General features: G+C 52.5%; 17 protein-coding genes. 9 read left to right on the top strand and 8 right to left on the bottom strand.

What is annotated here, in order from left to right; genetic code table 11:
* Positions 1–339 precede the first annotated feature (339 nt).
* From F7Q90_RS15930 to F7Q90_RS15915, 4 genes are all read left to right on the top strand, one after another.
* A protein-coding gene (locus tag F7Q90_RS15930) for an IS1 family transposase (RefSeq protein ID WP_085980086.1) occupies positions 340–1034 on the top strand; the annotation gives its coding sequence in 2 pieces (ribosomal slippage) (positions 340–583 and positions 583–1034; 696 coding nt in all).
* Positions 1021–1251 carry a DUF1480 family protein gene (locus F7Q90_RS15925; protein ID WP_044242060.1) on the top strand — a complete coding sequence of 77 codons (231 nt, stop codon included), beginning with the start codon at positions 1021–1023 and terminating at the stop codon, positions 1249–1251. The genes F7Q90_RS15930 and F7Q90_RS15925 overlap by 14 nt, the downstream gene beginning before the upstream one ends.
* A gap of 379 nt (positions 1252–1630) precedes the next feature.
* Complete coding sequence (wbaP, locus tag F7Q90_RS15920; protein WP_006119430.1) at positions 1631–3097, top strand: undecaprenyl-phosphate galactose phosphotransferase WbaP; 1467 nt, start codon at positions 1631–1633, stop codon at positions 3095–3097.
* A gap of 121 nt (positions 3098–3218) precedes the next feature.
* Positions 3219–4412 (top strand): multidrug effflux MFS transporter, encoded by a 1194-nt coding sequence (locus F7Q90_RS15915; protein WP_006119431.1) that lies wholly within the window; start codon positions 3219–3221, stop codon positions 4410–4412.
* Here the strand turns inward: F7Q90_RS15915 and dadX are convergent.
* Positions 4405–5475, bottom strand: coding sequence for a catabolic alanine racemase DadX (dadX, locus tag F7Q90_RS15910; RefSeq protein ID WP_006119432.1), 1071 nt, complete (start codon positions 5473–5475; stop codon positions 4405–4407). The two genes, F7Q90_RS15915 and dadX, sit on opposite strands and share 8 nt — an antisense overlap.
* A 19-nt stretch (positions 5476–5494) precedes the next feature.
* Positions 5495–6796 (bottom strand): D-amino acid dehydrogenase, encoded by a 1302-nt coding sequence (locus F7Q90_RS15905; RefSeq protein ID WP_006119433.1) that lies wholly within the window; start codon positions 6794–6796, stop codon positions 5495–5497.
* A 502-nt stretch (positions 6797–7298) separates the two neighbouring features.
* On the opposite strand from F7Q90_RS15905, the gene F7Q90_RS15900 reads away from it, so the two are divergent.
* Entirely contained in the window at positions 7299–8834 is a 1536-nt protein-coding gene (locus tag F7Q90_RS15900) for a SpoVR family protein (RefSeq protein ID WP_006119434.1), read from the top strand.
* A gap of 39 nt (positions 8835–8873) precedes the next feature.
* Here the strand turns inward: F7Q90_RS15900 and fadR are convergent, their stop codons facing one another.
* Positions 8874–9593, bottom strand: coding sequence for a fatty acid metabolism transcriptional regulator FadR (fadR, locus tag F7Q90_RS15895; protein WP_033741897.1), 720 nt, complete (start codon positions 9591–9593; stop codon positions 8874–8876).
* Positions 9594–9958: 365 nt separating this feature from the next.
* Here fadR and dsbB point away from each other — a divergent pair, with 365 nt between their 5' ends.
* Positions 9959–10489: a disulfide bond formation protein DsbB gene (gene dsbB / locus F7Q90_RS15890; protein WP_006119440.1), complete on the top strand. Its 531-nt coding sequence runs from the start codon at positions 9959–9961 to the stop codon at positions 10487–10489.
* 41 nt (positions 10490–10530) lie between these two features.
* Here the strand turns inward: dsbB and F7Q90_RS15885 are convergent, their stop codons facing one another.
* The 3 genes from F7Q90_RS15885 to F7Q90_RS15875 form a co-directional block, all read right to left on the bottom strand.
* The gene (locus F7Q90_RS15885; protein WP_006119441.1) at positions 10531–10977 is read right to left on the bottom strand and encodes a YcgN family cysteine cluster protein; all 447 of its coding nucleotides are present in this window, start codon (positions 10975–10977) and stop codon (positions 10531–10533) included.
* 63 nt (positions 10978–11040) lie between these two features.
* Positions 11041–11700, bottom strand: a complete 660-nt coding sequence (locus F7Q90_RS15880) for a fumarylacetoacetate hydrolase family protein (protein WP_006119442.1) — start codon at positions 11698–11700, stop codon at positions 11041–11043.
* Between the two features lie 296 nt (positions 11701–11996).
* Positions 11997–12272 carry a YcgL domain-containing protein gene (locus F7Q90_RS15875; protein ID WP_006119443.1) on the bottom strand — a complete coding sequence of 92 codons (276 nt, stop codon included), beginning with the start codon at positions 12270–12272 and terminating at the stop codon, positions 11997–11999.
* Positions 12273–12426: 154 nt separating this feature from the next.
* On the opposite strand from F7Q90_RS15875, the gene minC reads away from it, so the two are divergent.
* Genes minC through minE form a run of 3 tightly spaced genes read left to right on the top strand, consistent with a single transcriptional unit; the run spans position 12427 to position 14244 of the window.
* The gene (minC, locus tag F7Q90_RS15870) at positions 12427–13125 is read left to right on the top strand and encodes a septum site-determining protein MinC (protein WP_006119444.1); all 699 of its coding nucleotides are present in this window, start codon (positions 12427–12429) and stop codon (positions 13123–13125) included.
* Positions 13126–13158: 33 nt separating this feature from the next.
* On the top strand, positions 13159–13971 hold the full coding sequence (gene minD, locus F7Q90_RS15865; protein WP_006119445.1) for a septum site-determining protein MinD: 813 nt from the start codon (positions 13159–13161) through the stop codon (positions 13969–13971).
* A gap of 3 nt (positions 13972–13974) precedes the next feature.
* Positions 13975–14244, top strand: coding sequence for a cell division topological specificity factor MinE (gene minE / locus F7Q90_RS15860; protein ID WP_006119446.1), 270 nt, complete (start codon positions 13975–13977; stop codon positions 14242–14244).
* A gap of 48 nt (positions 14245–14292) precedes the next feature.
* Here minE and rnd read toward each other — a convergent pair whose 3' ends face one another.
* Positions 14293–15414, bottom strand: coding sequence for a ribonuclease D (gene rnd / locus F7Q90_RS15855; protein ID WP_006119447.1), 1122 nt, complete (start codon positions 15412–15414; stop codon positions 14293–14295).
* Between the two features lie 99 nt (positions 15415–15513).
* On the bottom strand, positions 15514–17190 hold the full coding sequence (fadD, locus tag F7Q90_RS15850) for a long-chain-fatty-acid--CoA ligase FadD (protein ID WP_006119448.1): 1677 nt from the start codon (positions 17188–17190) through the stop codon (positions 15514–15516).
* Positions 17191–17225 lie beyond the last annotated feature (35 nt).

Here is a 17225-nt window from a genome sequence, read left to right as displayed (position 1 = left end):
TGGGGCTTTGTTGAATAAATGGATTTTATGCTGTGGTACTATGAAAACGGTTGTTTCAGATAACATAAAATCAATGCGTTACATGCTTGCGTATGACGGTGTTCTGTCTGGCATCAGCGTTTTCTACCAAAACAGTGCAGACAAAACAGAATGATTACCTATTATTCAACAAAGCCTTGTGATGGTTACATTAGCAATTGCTCTGGCGGGAACGGGTATTATCTTTAATTTCTTCAGACTCAATGACTGTTGGCAACTCATTTTATTTATTGGTATATTTTGGTAATGCCTCTAAATAGTTGGATTATGTGATATCCTACAGTTATTTGAGGTGTCCTCCTGGCTACAGTTACTGTTCATTGCCCTCGTTGTGATTCCGATGATGTTTATCGACATGGCCTTAGCCCAACTAAACGCGAACGATTCAGGTGTCAGCGCTGTCGCCGCGTTTTCCAGCTTAGCTACTGCTATGAAGCGCGAAAGCCGGGAGCCAAAGAGCAAATCACTGAGATGGCCTTCAATGGCGCTGGTGTCCGTGATACCGCCAGAACGCTGAAGATCGGCATCAACACCGTCATACGCGCTTTAAAAAGCTCTCGCCCCGCCGGGTAACCTCTTCTCCGGTCGCTCACGCCGACGTAGCTCTTATCTGTGAACTCGATGAACAGTGGTCCTTTGTTGGCAGTAAAGCTGTTCAGCACTGGCTCTGGTACGCGTACAACACCAAAACAGGCGGTGTACTGGCTTACACCTTCGGTCCCCGAACCGATGAAACCTGCCGTGAGCTGCTGGCGTTACTGGAGCCCTTCACCATCGGTATGATAACCAGCGACGACTGGGGCAGTTATGCCAGAGAGGTTCCGAAGGATAAGCACCTTACGGGCAAGATATTTACGCAACGCATTGAACGTAACAACCTGACGCTTCGCACCCGTATCAAGCGACTGGCGCGCAAAACAATTTGTTTCTCTCGTTCCATCGAGATCCACGAAAAAGTCATCGGTGCCTTCATCGAGAGGCATATGTTCTACTAATTGGAGTCATCACCAAATTGTTGATGCGGAATTCAGCAGCGAAGACCCGGTGACGGTGAGTATTCCCTGCCACACCAATCCCGGCCTGAGTTATCAGCTTGACGGCTGGGATCAGGAAACCAGCGTACCGGCCTGGATCGACGGTAAAGAAGTGATATTAGCGATCGGTCATTACGATAAACAACAAGACCGCTGGGTATTAAAAAAACCCGCGTAAGCCCGGAGGATTACCGCCAGTCAGCCCGTTTGGCGGTAATTCCTAAAAATGGACCTGAATATCTCCGTGCATCACGCTTATCTCTGATACAATATTCTGCATATCAATAACTTAAACAAAACCCGCGCGATTATCCCCTGACTTTTTAAGAATTATTCCGTATTAACTCTGTCAAACATCTCCTGCATACTCTTCTCCAGTGCTGCATTTTTACGTGACTTGTCTCACGTTTAGAGAATCTGTTTTTTGCAGCGTTAATGGCTCTAATGACTGTAACAAACTGAAAACGTCCCGGTTTCGGGTTTTCAGTCGTTAACCCCTGAACGCGTACTTGATTCTGGTCAGGCCATCTTTTACTTCATTAAAGAGAGCAGGTTTTATGGCAAGTACAATTGTAATGAACAATGCGACTCGCTCGTGGAGCGGTCTTCGTAAAAATATTCTTGTAAAGCTTGCGTTAAGTTTTTCAGATCTCATTGCGCTGAATTTAGCGCTGTTTCTCTCTGCCGCGACCGTGCAGGGAATTTGGGGCGACCTTGATGCCTTTATTCCACCCCATCAAATTGAGAACCGTTTTATTGCGCAGTTTATTATGTCGGTGCTTTGCACCGGTTGGTTCTGGATGCGCCTGCGTCACTATACCTACCGCAAACCTTTTTGGTTTGAACTGAAAGAGATTGTTAAAACCCTCGTCGTGTTCTCTCTGCTGGATCTGGCGTTAATCGCCTTCTCCAAATGGGACTTCTCCCGCATGGTCTGGGTGTTCAGCTGGAGCTATGCCCTGCTGTTGCTGCCGTTAATGCGTGCAGGCGTGAAAAGCGCGATTAACCGGGCCGGACAATGGCAAAAAGAAACCATTATCATTGGCTCGGGCCGTAACGCTACCGAAGCTTACGCCGCATTACAAAGCGAGGAGATTCTCGGGTATAACGTTCAGGCGTTTATTTCCGTTGAAGACGCACCGCTGCAGCAGAGCGTTAATGGTGTGCCTGTTATCTCCGCCAACGATATTAACTGGCAGACCATCGACCGTGACAATGTGCAGTTCATTGTGGCAATGGAATACGAACAGCAGCCTGAGCGCGACCGCTGGCTGAAATTCTTGTCTAAAATGAACTGCCGTTCCGTGTCGGTTATCCCAACATTACGCGGTGTACCGCTTTACGGCACAGACATGTCCTTTATCTTCAGCCATGAAGTGATGATTCTGCGCGTCAGCAATAACCTGGCGAAGCATTCGTCACGCTTCCTGAAACGGGGATTTGATATTGTGGTAGCTTCGCTGCTGCTGCTCTTCCTGGCACCGGTTTTTGCCTTACTTTGCTATATGGTGAAGCGTGATGGCGGTAATGCCATTTATGGTCACGAGCGCGTGAGTCAGGATGGCAAGAAATTTAAATGTCTGAAGTTCCGTTCGATGGTCACCAATTCCAAAGAGGTGCTGGAAAACCTGCTGGCGACCAGCGAAGAAGCGCGTCGCGAATGGGACAAAGACTTCAAGCTGAAAAATGATCCGCGCATTACCCGCATCGGGGGCTTCCTGCGCAAAACCAGCCTGGATGAGTTACCTCAGCTCTGGAACGTAATTCGGGGTGAAATGAGCCTGGTCGGCCCACGTCCGGTTATCGAAGCGGAACTGGAACGTTATGCCGGCGACGTGGATTACTATCTGATGGCGAAGCCCGGGATGACCGGCCTGTGGCAGGTGAGCGGACGTAACGACATTGACTACGATACCCGTGTCTACTTTGATTCCTGGTATGTCAAAAACTGGGCGCTGTGGACGGATATTGCCATCCTGTTTAAAACAGCCGGTGTGGTATTACGCCGCGACGGCGCGTACTGATTTAGCCTGCGATGCCTGTTTCAGACAGGCATCGCCATTTCGCTGGTAATTCGCTTTCCTTTTGCTTTATTAATCATTACCCTCTTCCCTCGCTTTATCGTACGTTTACCCTCTGGTTGCTATGCAAAAATATACCCTGTTGCTGTTAAGCCTGGTGCTCCTGGCGCCTTTAGGCATCGATCTCTATTTACCCACGCTGCCGCAGATCGCAGAAGGTCTGTCAACACCGGTGACGCTGATACAAACAACGATCCCCCTTTTCCTGCTGATAATAGGACTGGGTCAGCTGGTGAGCGGCCCGCTGGTCGATAACTATGGGCGTAAACCTATTGCGCTGCTGGGCCTGACGCTCTACATAGCGGGCAGCGCCATTGCGGCCACCGCCAGCTCCTTCCCGCTGTTCCTGCTGGCCCGCGTCGTACAGGGCTATGCAGTATGTTGTAGTGCCGTCGTTGCGTTCAGCGGCGTACGCGACCGGTTAAGTGGTGATGATGCCGCCCGGGCTTATGGCTTTCTGAATGGCGCACTGAATATCGTGCCCGCACTGGCACCGTTGCTGGGTGGACTGCTGGCCAGCGCCTTTGGCTGGCGCGCGCCCTTCTGGTTCCTGTGTACTTATGCCGCCGTCGTGATGCTGATGGTCATTATCTGGCTGCCGGAAACCCGTCCGGCCGATACGCTGCGTGTAAAAGGGCTTTCCGTTAATCAGTATGCCGCCATTTTACGTCAGCCGCGCTTTCTGGCCTTTGCCTTCGCGAATGCGGGCGCACTGGGCATGGTGCTGACGTATGTTTCGCTGGCCCCCCACATTCTGATGACCGAGGGCGGCCTGTCGCCTCTGGCATTCTCTTTTGCCTTTGGCGCGAATGGCTTTTGGATCATGCTGGTGAGCGTGGTGGTAAACAAGGCGATTCGTAAGGCGGGCAGGCCATTTTGCCTAGCGATGGGTTGCCTGACCATGCTACTGGGTGCTGGCCTGCTGCTGGCCGGTATGACACTGCTGCCTGACAGCCTGCAGTCACACTGGGCGCTGTATATGTTCCCTGTCGCCGTAGCCGTAGCCGGACTGGCCTTCACCGTCGGCCCGGCCACCAGCTATGCGCTGGAACCTTACCAACAGCAGGCTGGTGTCGCATCGGCGTTACAGGGTTTTATTCAGATGGCAGGCGGTGCAGCGGGGAGTTTGCTTATTGTCGCCCTGCCACTGGCAGAGAAAATGTCGCTGGCGTTGATGATGCTGCTGGGTGCAGCGCTGGCGTTCCTCGCCTGGCGCTGCAGTAAAAATATGCACAGCCGGATTACAGCGATTAAATAACGTTTACCGGAACGCGTGGGGCCAGGGCACACATCAGCTCATAACCTACCGTTCCGGCCGCTTTTGCTACCTGATCGATTTTGACATTGTTTCCCCACAGCTCGACAGGTGAACCAATGCCCGCCTGTGGGCAGGGTGTTAAATCAACGGTAATCATATCCATCGACACCGCACCCACGACCTGCGTCAGCACGCCATCAACAAAAACCGGCGTCCCGTTGGGCGCATGGCGAGGATAACCATCGGCATAGCCACAGGCGACAACACCTATTCGCTGCGGCTGGGATGCCCGGTAGCGATAGCCATAACCCACGCCATCTCCGGCCTGAAGTTGCTGCACACCAATGATTTCACTGGACAGGGTCATCACCGGCTGAAGTCCACTGCTGGCCACGTCCTGCCAGTCACCGCTGGGTGACGCACCATACAAAATGATCCCCGGTCGCACCCAGTCCCGGTGCGCCTCAGGATGCCACAACGTACAGGCCGAATTGGACAGCGATACCGGGCTGTCCAGCCCTTCGGTGGCGTCGGCGATTCGCTGTAGCGGCGCTACAATGCCGTCGGGATTCTCGGCATCAGCGAAATGCGCCATCAACGTAATATCCCCGACGTTTTCCAGCGCACGCAGTTTATGCCAGATGCCATTTACCTGTTCAGGGCGAAAGCCCAGTCGGTTCATACCGCTGTTTATCTTCAGGTAAATATCGACAGGCGCCGAGAGCGTCGCATTGGCCAGGGCATGAATCTGCCAGTTGCTGTGCACGCTGGTCGTCAGACGGTAACGATCGATTAAGGTCAGATCGTCAGGGTGAAAAAAGCCTTCAAGCAGCAGGATGGGTTTCTTCCACCCCTGCTCCCGCAGCAGAATGGCTTCTTCCATATTCAGTAACGCGAAGCCATCGGTGCTGGACAGACTTTCCCACACGCGGGCAATGCCATGGCCGTAGGCATTGGCTTTCACCACAGACCAGACACGTGATGCGGGGGCCGCACGACGCACAATGGCCAGGTTATGTCGCAACGCCTGTTGATTGATGGTTGCGACAATTGGACGTGACATACTTCCTCTCCCTGAAGGCTTAACGTGTAGCGTTAACGTTACGAAGCGGTGATCGGCTGGCCGCAAAACCAGGCAAATAACGGAAGACCGTGAGATCGTCCGATGCAATCGCTGGCGACGTGCCGGAAATGACATCAGCCAGTAACTGACCGGAGCCACAGGCCATTGTCCAGCCCAGTGTGCCGTGTCCGGTATTCAGATAAAGATTGGACAGCGGCGTCGCCCCGACAACTGGCGTACCGTCTGGCGTCATAGGACGCAGGCCTGTCCAGAAACTGGCCTGGCTGACATCCCCCCCTTCAGGATAAAGATCTGTAACCACCATCTCCAGCGTTTCGCGACGCGCTTCAGGCAGTTTGGTGTTAAAACCCACAATTTCTGCCATACCGCCGACTCGAATACGGTTATCAAAACGTGTGACGGCCACTTTGTAGGTTTCGTCCAGGATGGTGGAGACGGGTGCCGCATCGGCATTCGTCACCGGAATCGTTAAGGAATAGCCTTTCAGAGGGTAGACCGGGATATCCACAATATTTTTCATCAACGCGGTGGACCAGGAGCCCAGCGCAACGACGTAGCTGTCGGCTTTAATCACCTCATCGCCGCACTTCACACCGTAAATCCGGTTACCGTCGCGCAGCAGCTGATCGATGGGTGTATTGAAGCGGAAGACCACACCGGCTTCCTCGGCCATTTTGGCCAGGCGCTGGGTAAAAAGCTGGCAGTCGCCGGTTTCATCATTTGGTAATCGCAGACCGCCGGTAAGTTTATGCTGCGTCGCCGCAAGGGCAGGCTCAACGCTGGCCAGCTGATGCGACTCCAGTAATTCATAGGGCACGCCGGCCTCGCGCAGAACGGCAATGTCTTTGCTTGCGCTCTCGAATTGCTGTTGCGTACGGAATAGCTGGAGCGTGCCGCCCTGTCGGCCTTCATAGGCAATGCCCGTTTCGGCGCGGAGGGCCTTCAGGCAATCGCGGCTGTATTCAGCAAGCCGGACCATGCGACTTTTATTCTGCTGGTAGTGCTGCATGTCACAGTTACGCAGCATATGCCACATCCACTCAAGCTGAAAGCGGCTGCCATCCAGCCGGATGGCCAGAGGCGCATGACGCTGAAACATCCATTTCATCGCCTTAAGCGGCACACCGGGTGCAGCCCAGGGAGCCGCATAGCCTGGCGAGATCTGCCCGGCATTTGCCGCGCTGGTTTCCATGGCGGGTTGAGGCTGACGATCGATCACGGTGACCTGATGGCCGGCGCGCGCCAGATACCACGCGCTGGTTACGCCCACAACGCCACTACCAAGAATAACTACGTGCATAAGTCCCCCCCGAAAATAAAAAGCATAATCCACTATTCACCGGTTAACATTCAGAGTGATCACAAAGTGGAAACATCCTTTACACAATCCATCCATTTCACCTCTTTTTGCGCCTACAGGTAACTAAAATCATTTCACGCCCTCAAATTCAGAGAATTATGCGTCCTTTATTAAAAAATCAGGCATAAATGACACCAGTTCTGGTTAATTATGCCTTTCACAGGAGAATCCTTCATAATCTCCCCCTCTGAAAAAAGTCAGCATTTAATGCTGAAAAGTGACAGCTATTCAGTGTGTGGAGCTATTTAATCCCAGCGCGGTAAACCTGAAATGATTTTTCTGCCAAAGAATTCGTTTGAGTTCCCGGATCGGATAAGCGACAGTGAACTATCATTGATCTGTTCACTCAGTTTTTTTGGGTTCCTTTCTCAGGAAGAGCCTTAAATAAATCGTAACGGACAACGCGTCAGGGTGAGTCCGTTCGCCAAAACAGAGGTGCGCTATGACAACAATCTTTGACGATTCCATCATGGACAGCAAACGACTCAGCGACGGGCCCGACTGGACATTCGAGTTACTGGATGTCTATCTCGCTGAAATCGACCGCGTAGCGAAACACTACGGTCTGGATACCTACCCGCACCAAATTGAAGTGATTACCTCCGAGCAGATGATGGACGCCTACTCCAGCGTCGGTATGCCCATCAACTATTCGCACTGGTCGTTTGGCAAAAAATTTATTGAGACTGAGCAACGTTACAAGCATGGGCAGCAGGGTCTGGCTTATGAGATCGTGATTAACTCTAACCCCTGCATCGCCTATCTGATGGAAGAGAACACCATGACCATGCAGGCGCTGGTTATGGCGCACGCCTGCTATGGGCATAATTCCTTTTTTAAAAATAACTACCTCTTCCGCAGCTGGACCGATGCCAGCTCCATTGTGGATTACCTGTTATTTGCCAGAAATTACATTGCTGACTGCGAAGAGCGCTATGGCGTTGAAGAAGTGGAGCGCCTGCTCGATTCATGTCACGCCCTGATGAATTACGGTGTGGACCGCTATAAGCGCCCGCAAAAAATTTCCCTGCAGGAAGAGAAGGCCAGGCAAAAAAGCCGCGAAGAGTATCTGCAAAGCCAGGTCAATACCTTATGGCGCACCTTACCGCGGCGTGAAAAAGAAGCCGCGCATTTTGAAGCGGCGCGCTACCCTTCTGAACCGCAGGAAAACCTGCTCTACTTTATGGAAAAGAACGCGCCGCTGCTGGAGCCGTGGCAGCGTGAAATTCTGCGCATTGTGCGTAAGGTGAGCCAGTATTTTTACCCGCAGAAACAAACTCAGGTGATGAATGAAGGCTGGGCGACCTTCTGGCATTACACCATCCTGAATCACCTCTATGATGAAGGCAAAGTGTCAGAACGCTTTATGATGGAGTTCCTGCACAGCCATACCAACGTAATCTATCAACCGCCCTACAACAGCCAGTGGTACAGCGGTATCAATCCGTATGCACTGGGCTTTGCCATGTTCCAGGATATTAAACGTATTTGTCAGTCGCCGACGGAAGAGGATCGCTACTGGTTCCCGGATATTGCCGGTTCTGACTGGCTGAAAACCCTGCATTTCGCGATGCGTGAATTTAAAGATGAAAGCTTTATCAGTCAGTTCCTGTCGCCTAAGGTCATGCGTGACTTCCGGCTGTTCACTGTGCTGGACGACGACCGCAACAATTATCTGGAAATCGCCGCGATCCACGACGAGTCCGGCTATCGGGCCATTCGGCAGCAGCTTTTGGCACAGTACAACCTGAGTAATCTGGAGCCCAATATTCAGGTTTACAATGTGGACTTACGGGGTGATCGTTCCCTGACGCTGCGCTACGTGCCACAAAGCCGTGCACCACTCGATAAGAGCCGTCGGGAGGTGCTTAAGCACGTGCACCGCCTGTGGGGCTTTGATGTGATTCTGGAACAGCAGAATGAAGATGGCAGCGTCGAACTGCTGGATCGCAATCCGCCGCGCAATGTTCCCCTCTAAAACAGGCATAAAAAAACCGGACGCGCAGTCCGGTTTTTTTTAGCGCTTAGCGCCTAAGTCGTTCGGCATACTCTTTTGCATCGAATGCCAGATATCTCCACTCTGGCGTCCGTAATGCCGGACACACTCCACGATTTCATCCTGAGTGGGCTGTTTGTCACACAGGTCGAGCAGTGTCAGATAAAACTCGCGGGCGACTTTACGGGCTTCCGGATTGGAGAAATAATGCCGCCCAACGCGCGTATACAGCCCTTTCAACCCATTCAGGATCAGGCCATAAATCGGATTGCCCGAGGCGAACGCCAGGCCGCGAAACACCCGATAATCGAGTTCCGTATAGCTGTCCACCTGATCGTCGGTTTGCGCGACGGCCTGCAGCACCTCACGCGCCTTCTCAGGATAGTGGCGCAGCGCGCGGCTGATAAAAATAGAAGAAATATTGGTGCGCACCGACAACAGGTTATCGATCAAAGCCGGTACACTATCGTGGTCCAGACGCGCCAGGGTTTCCAGAATGTTCAGACCCGACGTTTCCCAGAAATCGTTAACGCGCGTGGGCTTGCCATGCTGGATGGTTAACCAGCCGTCTCGCGCCAGGCGTTGTAACACTTCACGTAACGTTGTACGCGTTACGCCAATCAGTTCAGAAAGCTCACGTTCGGCAGGAAGGATCGATCCGGGTGGAAAACGGCTGTTCCAGATGCTTTCAATAATATACTCTTCAGCAAATCCGGCTGGACTCTGCGCCTTAATAACCATAACTGTGTGTTCTCATTGCTTTCTGGATCGTAATGGGCACTCATCATACCAGAGCGCCTATAGCGGATATAGCCTTGTCAACGATTAAAAATGCGGTTCAGCACAAAAATAAGACAGATTACCGTGCTGCGCCATTCGTGCGAGGATGCCTTAGGTTAAGCCCTGAAAACCGCCTCGGGCAGCAGCGCGTTGATGAATAATCCGCCGAATGAGGCAGAAGGTGCCAGCCGCATTCGCAAACAAACAAAGAATTAATCTGGATCAGGGCTAGGTTAGGTTTGCACACGATTTTTTCTTACCACAGGATGGCGCGCCGCGTCTTTTGGTTTACACTGCGGGGCATTAACGTTTACAGGGAATGCACTATGTTGCGATATTTAAACCAATGTTCGCGGGGTCGTGGTGCCTGGTTATTATTGGCCCTTTCCGCTCTGGCGTTGGAACTGACAGCTTTATGGTTTCAGCATGGTCTGGGCTATAAACCCTGCGTCATGTGTATTTACGTGCGTTGCGCGCTTTTTGGCGTGATGGGCGCAGGCATCCTTGGCTTCCTGATGCCACGTTCGCCGGTTCAACTGGTGGCGATTGTGTTATGGATATACAGCGCATGGGAAGGCCTGCGACTTTCTTACGAACACACCATGATCCTGCTGCATCCGAATCCCTTTGTAACCTGTGACTTTGCCGCCCGCTTCCCCGCCTGGTTGCCGCTGGATAAATGGTTGCCATCGGTATTTGTCGCCAGCGGCGATTGTTCGGAACAGGCCTGGCGCTTCTTATCACTCGCCATGCCACAGTGGATGATCGGCATCTTCGCGGTTTATCTGCTGGTGGGTGTGCTGGTGTTGCTTGCTCAGCCGTTTAAACCTAAACGCCGCGACTTATTCGGTCGTTAATCCGTTAAAAGGCTGCCAGGGGCAGCCTTTATCGTCAGGACTTAGCCATTCCGGTCAGGGCGACCGATAATATGATCTTCCCAGTCGCGCACTTCACTTTCCCGCACTGCAATATAACGTACAGAAATTCGCTGCGCATGCATCGCATTTTTTGAGCCCGTCAGCAGCGGATGCCAGGCAGGCAGCGGCTTCGCCTCGCCCAGTAAACGGTAGGCACAGGTGCGCGGTAACCAGTCAAAGGTGGTCAGATTTTCGCGCGTCAGCTTGATACAGTCTTCTTCATATTCAAAGCGACGCGCATAGTTACGGCACTGGCAGGTTTTGATGTTGAGCTGATTACAGGCGACATTGGTGAAATAAATTTCATCCGTGTCCGCGTCCTGAAGTTTGTTCAGACAACACTGACCACAACCATCACACAAGGATTCCCATTCCTCATCGCTCATTTGTGCCAGGCGTTTGTGTTGCCAGAAAGGGGTTTCAGTCATGATGATTGTCCAGATTTAACGTAAACCGCACCTTATAAAGCGATCAGCACGCTGATGCAAGTTTTACAGCACGCGCGTACTGATTCCGTGACCGGCAAAGGAGACTTCCAGCGTGTCGCCTGACCGCATTGGGCCCACCCCTTCTGGCGTACCGGTCAAAATGACGTCGCCAGCATGTAGCGTAAAATACTGACTCATATGGGCAATCAGCGGCAGGATTTTGTGAATCATATCTGACGTATTGCCATCCTGACGGACTTCCCCGTTTACCACCAGCTTCAGATCGGTATTCTGGGGATCGCCCGTAAACTCCGCGACCGGTATGAAACCTGACAGCGGACAGGCGTTATCAAATGCTTTTGCTTTTTCCCAGGGTTGTCCGGCTTTTTTTAAGCCCGCCTGCAGATCGCGCAGCGTCAAATCCAGCGCCACACCATAACCGGCAATGGCTTTCGCCACGTGCGCTTCGCTGGCCTGTTTTAGCGTGGTGCCGATCAACACCGCCAGCTCGACTTCATGATGCACTTCACCAAAGGCATCAGGAATGGATAAAGGCTGCCGCAGATCGCACAAGGCCGAAGCCGGTTTAATAAAGATAACCGGTTCGGTCGGCGTCGCACTGCCCATTTCTTTAATGTGTTTCGCATAGTTGCTGCCCACGCAAACCACTTTGCTGACGGGATAATCTAACAAAGCGCCTTGCCAGTTACGATGCTGATACATGCTAATCCCCTGTTTCATGATGCCGGACGGTCAGTCTTCGACGATTAAAAAGCATACAGGGCAGCACCGCACAGCGCTCCCCTGCGTAGCCATTGCGATGATTTAACCTGACAGATGCGCAGGAATTGTCAACCTGCCCGCCAGGCTATTTGTGCGTCAGTACAGGAAAACGCGGTGCGGCAGGTTACCGGGAAGGGGAAAACAGCGGCGCTGCACAATTAATATTCAGCGCGGGTGCAAAATATAAATTTGCTGTTCACTGCCGCACATCAATAATATTAACGGAACAATCCGAGTTAATCTTTTTTGTCCGCCTCAAGATGGGTTTTTAACAAACTTTCAATCGGCGGAGGAATTTGCAAATAATATCCCTGCTCGCTTAACCCCTGCTTAACTTTATTGATGTCGGCGTTGGCCAGCTTGTCGCGTTGGGCAAGGTTAATCACCATGGCCAATTGCGGTTTACCAAAGCCTTTCAACAGCGCGTCAGGCACGCGCGAAAAATCGTCCTTTTTTTCAACATAAAGATAAGTCTGGTCACGGACGGGACTTCTGTAGATCACACAAAACATATTTTTTACTCGAATTAACCCGCGCTGAGGCTTGTTTGAATATAGCGCTAACTATAACATGCTTGCAGTACTTCGAATATTCGCCGATCGCGCTTTAACGATGCTTTTATCATCGCTTAGCACAGGGTAGTAAAACAGGACTGAGTCGGGACAGATGCCGCAATCGCCAATCGAATTTAAGGGAAGCAGTTTTACCTTGTCTGTTGTTCATTTGCATCACCATGAGCCAGAGGTGATCCGCAAAGCGCTTCAGGACAAAATTGACCAGGCACCCGATTTCCTGAAAAACGCACCAGTGGTGCTGAATGTTGCGGCACTCAATGCCGCCGTAAACTGGAAACAGATGCTGCAGGCGGTAAGCGCTACGGGACTGCGTATTGTCGGTGTCAGTGGCTGCAAAGACGAGGCGTTGAAAAAGCTGATCGCCCGCGCCGGTCTGCCGGTGCTGGCAGAGGGGAAAGAGAGCCAGAAACGTGAGGAGCCAAAACCTGAACTCAAACTGGTTGCTGCGGAACCTCTGGCCGCGAAGACACGCATCGTCAATACACCGGTCCGTTCAGGCCAGCAAATCTATGCCCGTAATGCAGATTTGATTGTGACCAGTAGCGTCAGTGCCGGTGCAGAACTGGTCGCTGACGGCAATATCCATATTTACGGCATGATGCGTGGTCGGGCGCTGGCAGGCGCCAGCGGCGACAGAGAATGCCAGATTTTTTGTACCAACCTGTCCGCAGAGTTGGTTTCTATCGCCGGGGAGTACTGGATTATGGATCAGATCCCCGAAGAATATTTTGCTAAAGCAGCGCGGCTTTGCCTTCAGGATGGCGCGCTGACTATCCAGACACTTAATTAGGCCCCTTTTCTTTCGTTAAGGAAATCAATATTTATGGCACGCATTATTGTAGTTACATCCGGTAAAGGGGGCGTTGGTAAGACCACGTCAAGCGCGGCCATCGCCACCGGTTTAGCGCAGAAAGGCAAGAAAACGGTTGTCATCGACTTTGATATCGGCCTGCGTAACCTTGATTTGATCATGGGCTGCGAGCGCCGGGTTGTTTATGATTTCGTGAATGTTATTCAGGGTGATGCCACGCTGAATCAGGCCCTGATCCGCGACAAGCGCACTGAGCAGCTGTATATTTTGCCTGCCTCACAAACCCGTGACAAAGACGCGCTGACTCGCGAAGGCGTCGAGAAAGTCCTGAATGATCTTGCGGAGATGGAGTTCGATTTTATTGTTTGTGACTCCCCTGCGGGCATTGAAACCGGTGCGTTAATGGCGCTCTATTTTGCCGATGAAGCCATCATCACCACCAACCCGGAAGTCTCTTCGGTTCGCGACTCTGACCGTATTCTCGGTATCATTTCGTCCAAATCACGCCGTGCGGAAACCAGCCAGGAGCCGGTTAAAGAGCATCTGCTGCTGACCCGCTATAACCCGGGTCGTGTTAACCGTGGCGATATGCTGAGCATGGAAGATGTGCTGGAAATTCTGCGCATACCGCTGGTCGGCGTCATCCCGGAAGACCAGTCTGTGCTGCGTGCCTCAAACCAGGGTGAACCCGTGATTCTGGACGCGGAGTCCGATGCGGGTAAAGCCTATGCCGATACCGTTGAACGGTTGCTCGGTGAAGTTCGCCCCTTCCGCTTTATTGAAGAAGAGAAGAAGGGTTTCCTGAAACGCCTGTTCGGGGGATAAACCATGGCATTACTCGATTTCTTTTTATCCCGGAAGAAGAACACTGCCAACATAGCCAAGGAACGGCTGCAGATTATTGTGGCAGAACGGAGAAGGGGCGACAGTGAGCCCCACTATCTTCCGCAACTCAAGCGCGACATTCTGGACGTGATTTGCAAGTACGTGAAGATTGATCCGGACATGGTGACAGTTCAGCTTGATCAGAAAGGAGATGATATCTCGATTCTGGAACTGAACGTCACCTTACCTGAAACGGAAGACGTAACGAAATGACGCGTCTGGTTTCCTGAGATTCCCCTGCGCAGTAGCAGGGGAATTTTTTTATATCTCGGCAAGTATCTCGCTAATGCCGGGTTTCAGAAGCGCACCGCGCCAGCCTGCCAGAAGTTCGGGCTCACGGTTCTGTGGCTTTAATCCCCAGTGCTGACTCAACACCTGATTAATCTGTCGACGTGATGCCAGCAGTTCCTGGCTTAATCCGCTCTGTTCACTGACCTGCTGTACCAGTGCTTTAATCGCTTTAAAAGCCCGTTTGTAATGCACGTGATCCACCAGATTCGCTAACGGCGGTGGTAACGCACTGTCCTCCAGCGCGGCGGCTTCAGCAACCCGCGCCAGCATTGCCCTGCCGTGGAAACGGATCTCGTGACCGGACAGGCCCAGATGGTCTAACTCCCCTTGCGAGCCCGGCATAAAGCGCGCCACTTTCCACAGGTTTTCTTCACGCACCACAAAATTGACCGCCATGTCTTTTTCGCGGGCAACGTTAAGCCGCCATGCCGCCAGGCGCTGCAGCGCGGCCAGTTGACGCGGACGCAGTTGCCAGGCGTTAGTGATGTCCCGCCATGCGTCCTCGGGATCAAGCACATCTAAACGGCGCTGACACAGGTTTTCACATTCGCTCAGTGCCGCCGTCACGTTCCCCACCTGCTCCACCTGCGCCATCAGCTGATGCGCAATGGGCAGCAGGTAATGCACATCCGCTGCGGCGTACTGACACTGCCGCTCAGTCAGCGGACGGGCCAGCCAGTCGGTCCGGGCTTCACTTTTGTCTAATTCCACCTGAGTGAAATGCGCCACCATTGAGGCAAAACCCCAGGAAAGTGGCTGACCGCTGAACGCCGCCAGAATCTGTGTATCGATCATGGGCTGTGGCAGTACCCCAAAGCGGTGCAGGAACACTTCCAGATCTTCCCCCCCGGCGTGCAAAAATTTGGTCACGCGGGTATCCGTTAAGAGCGCAATAAACGGTGACCAGTCACGGACAGGTAACGGATCGATCAGGACTAACTGCTCGCCATCAAACAGCTGGATTAACCCCAGCTGAGGATAGTAGGTCCGGGTACGGACAAATTCGGTATCCAGGGCGACAGCCGTATGCTGGCGTGCTTTTTGACACACCTCGGCCAGGTGATCATCGTTATCGATCAGAGAATAGCTCACGTTCAGTTTCCACCGCAGCTGACAACGTGCGGTGCTCCATGTTAAAAGCAATAAAAACGCCGGACAGTGCCGGCGTTCAACCTGAATCCTGACGGCGAATCAGCTTGCGCTGGTTTTCACCTCGTCGCGCAGTTCACGACGCAGAATTTTTCCTACATTCGTTTTAGGCAGTTCATCACGAAACTCAACAATCCTGGGCACTTTGTAGCCTGTCAGTTGACGGCGACAATGGCCCAGCAGCTCTTCTTTGGTCAGCGACTGATCTTTCTTGACCACACAAACCTTCACCGCTTCACCGGACAACTCACTCGGCACACCAATGGCTGCCGCTTCACGCACTTTCGGATGCTGCATCAGGACATCTTCTATCTCATTAGGATAGACGTTGAAGCCCGAAACCAGAATCATATCCTTTTTGCGGTCAACGATGCGGATAAATCCTTCGTGATCAACGGTAACAATATCGCCGCTGTGGAGCCAGCCATTTTTCAGGACCTCTGCCGTGGCCTCCGGATGCTGCCAGTAACCCAGCATTACCTGCGGCCCACGAATGCATAATTCGCCGGGCTCACCAGTGGGGACTTCATTACCGTTTTCATCCAGAATAATGACATCCGTTGAGGGAACCGGCAAACCAATACTGCCGGTGTGGCAGTTAATGTCGTAGGGATTAACCGACACCAGTGGGGAACATTCCGTCAGCCCATAGCCTTCCAGCAGATAGTGCCCGGTCAGTTTTTCCCAACGTTCCGCCACTGCTTTTTGCACCGCCATCCCCCCGCCCGCGGACAGACGTAACGTCGAGAAGTCAAGTTTGTTAAAATTATCATCGTTGAGTAAGGCATTGAACAGCGTGTTCACGCCGGTTATCGCCGTGAAAGGATACTTCGCCATTTCTTTCACAAAAGCGGGAATGTCGCGCGGATTGGTGATCAATACGTTTTGCCCACCCAGTTCCACAAACAGCAAGCCGTTCACGGTCAGCGCAAAGATATGGTAGAGCGGCAAGGCCGTCACGACGCACTCTTTACCGTCGCGGAGTAACTTGCCATACGTCGCCTTGGTCTGCTCAAGGTTTGCCTGCATGTTTCGGTGCGTCAGCATCGCACCTTTTGCGACGCCGGTCGTCCCGCCCGTGTATTGCAGGAACGCCAAATCATCATTACTGACCTGTGGACGTCGATACGGCATTGACGCGCCCGTTTCCAGCACATGGCGAAATGATATCGCCCCCGGCAAATGATACTTGGGCACCAGCCGCTTCACATACTTCACCACAAAATTCACCAGCGTGGCTTTTACCGGTGCCAGTTGATCCCCCATCCGGGTCAGCACCACATGTTTGACCGCCGTCTCAGCGACGACTTTTTCCAGCGTATGTGCAAAGTTCGACACGATGACGATCGCACTGGCACCGCTGTCATTTAGCTTATGCTTCAGTTCACGCGGGGTATAAAGCGGATTGACGTTAACCACGACCATGCCGGCCCGGAGCACACCAAACAGCGCGACCGGGTATTGCAGCAGGTTCGGCATCATGAGCGCGACGCGCGCGCCCGGTTGTAACCTGAGTTCGTGTTGCAAATATGCCGCAAACGCCCGGCTTTTCTCGTCCAGTTGGCGGTAGGTCATTTTTTGACCCATGTTGTAAAATGCGGGCTGTCCGGCGTAACGCACGACAGCCTGCTCAAATAAATCGACCAGAGACGTATAACGATCAGCATTAATTTCGGCAGGGACGTCTGCCGGGTAGCGTTTCAGCCAAACCTTATTCAAGGATTCACCCCGATAATCTTGTTGTGTACTCATCG

It is taken from the genome of Pantoea stewartii subsp. stewartii, from assembly GCF_008801695.1.
GTDB classification, from domain to species: domain Bacteria; phylum Pseudomonadota; class Gammaproteobacteria; order Enterobacterales; family Enterobacteriaceae; genus Pantoea; species Pantoea stewartii.
Note: the sequence above shows the minus strand (reverse complement) of the source record. Positions and strands in the feature narration are given on the sequence as shown.